The organism is Candidatus Erwinia dacicola (assembly GCF_001756855.1).
Lineage (GTDB): Bacteria > Pseudomonadota > Gammaproteobacteria > Enterobacterales > Enterobacteriaceae > Erwinia > Erwinia dacicola.
In genome coordinates this window covers 1-1,410 of the sequence record NZ_MAYS01000288.1, presented here as the reverse complement: position 1 = coordinate 1,410, position 1,410 = coordinate 1, and the positions used below count along the sequence as shown (strand labels likewise).

General features: G+C 46.2%; 2 protein-coding genes. One reads left to right on the top strand and one right to left on the bottom strand.

Annotated features, from left to right (window positions below; genetic code table 11):
- Positions 1 to 215: 215 nt before the first annotated feature.
- Positions 216 to 998, top strand: a complete 783-nt coding sequence (locus BBW68_RS08540; protein WP_070134958.1) for a DNA adenine methylase — start codon at positions 216 to 218, stop codon at positions 996 to 998.
- Here the strand turns inward: BBW68_RS08540 and BBW68_RS08535 are convergent.
- The gene (locus tag BBW68_RS08535; protein ID WP_070134956.1) at positions 979 to 1,203 is read right to left on the bottom strand and encodes a hypothetical protein; all 225 of its coding nucleotides are present in this window, start codon (positions 1,201 to 1,203) and stop codon (positions 979 to 981) included. The two genes, BBW68_RS08540 and BBW68_RS08535, sit on opposite strands and share 20 nt — an antisense overlap.
- Between the last annotated feature and the right edge of the window lie 207 nt (positions 1,204 to 1,410).

The window sequence follows — 1,410 nt, the reverse complement described above, 5'->3', positions numbered from 1 at the left end:
CGATATCTACGGCTGGTATAATTGGTCAGGTCTTAATCTCATGGTGACTGATTAAGTTATTTTGCCGTCATAACACTGACGGCATTTTTTTACCCTTTGCCGCCATGCTGCTACAACTTTGAGGCTAAGACCCAGACTGACAGCGGTTTAGTATCGATTTTAACGATTAATAAAACAGTATTGATCGATACAGCAGATCGATTAAAGGACGAATTATGACTAATACTATTATTCCCTGGGTAGGAGGTAAGCGTAAGCTCGCAAAGCAGCTCCTGCCTTTGTTTCCTGAACACACCTGCTATGTTGAACCCTTTTGCGGCGGTGCGGCTTTATTTTTTATGAAATCTCCGTATAAAGCAGAAGTTCTGAATGACATTAATGGTGATATCGTTAACCTCTACCGGGTTATTCAGCACCATCTTGAAGAGTTTATAAAGCAGTTTAAATGGGCATTAACCAGCCGTCAGATATTTCAGTGGCTGAAAGACACACCTGCTGAAACGCTGACCGATATTCAGCGGGCAGCACGCTTCTACTACCTGCAGAAAACCTGTTTTGGTGCAAAAGTGGAAGGCTGCACATTTGGCACCAGCGCCACAGGCCCTGCAAAGCTGAATATCGTCCGTATGGAGGAAACCCTGTCAGAGGCATGGCTGCGCCTCCAGCGGGTGACGATTGAACATTTGGACTGGCAGGCATGCATTCAACGTTATGACAGACCCGACACACTGTTTTACCTTGATCCTCCGTACTGGCAGACGTGCGGCTATAGTGTTTCTTTCGAGATGGAACAATATCAGGCGATGGCCGAACTGACCCGACAGGCACGAGGGAAGGTGATTATTTCGGTGAATGACTACCCGGATATGCGCCGGGTGTTTGAGGGATTTGAGATAACTACCGTCAAAACCACATATTCAGTCGGGGGTAATAACGGTCATAAGGCAGCGGAGTTAGTCATAAGTAACTTCACCTGGCCTAACGTGCTGATGCTTTAAACCCCTCTGTAAGCTGCCACAGGCCGTTATCTTCGACGGCCACATCAAGAGACGCCATTTGCTCAAGGATAAAGCGAGTGGCGTGCTCTTCCTGTCCTGTTATATATACGATGGCCTGGAGTGTCAGTGAGGTCGCCATGCTGAACGCAGAAACAATGTCATATGCGTCGTCAGTCATGGTCTGGCGAATCTGATAAAAATTCATGGTCAATTCCTTCTAAAAGCGACTGAAAAATATACAGGCCTGTAGTGCGACGCACACTAACTCGACAGGAAGAGGTAATCCAGCGGAAGGAAAGACGAAAAATTGAAGTCGCTGTGATTGGTTATAATTTGGGCGGATTTTAAAGATATTTGATACCCGCTACCGGGGCAACATCGCGAATCAAATACCCTTCAAATCAGTATCAAA

Bases quoted from the DNA above. Each gene is read 5' to 3' on its own strand.
- BBW68_RS08540 (WP_070134958.1), top strand. From the start codon at position 216: ATGACTAATACTATTATTCCCTGGGTAGGAGGTAAGCGTAAGCTCGCA.
- BBW68_RS08535 (WP_070134956.1), bottom strand. From the start codon at position 1,203: ATGAATTTTTATCAGATTCGCCAGACCATGACTGACGACGCATATGAC.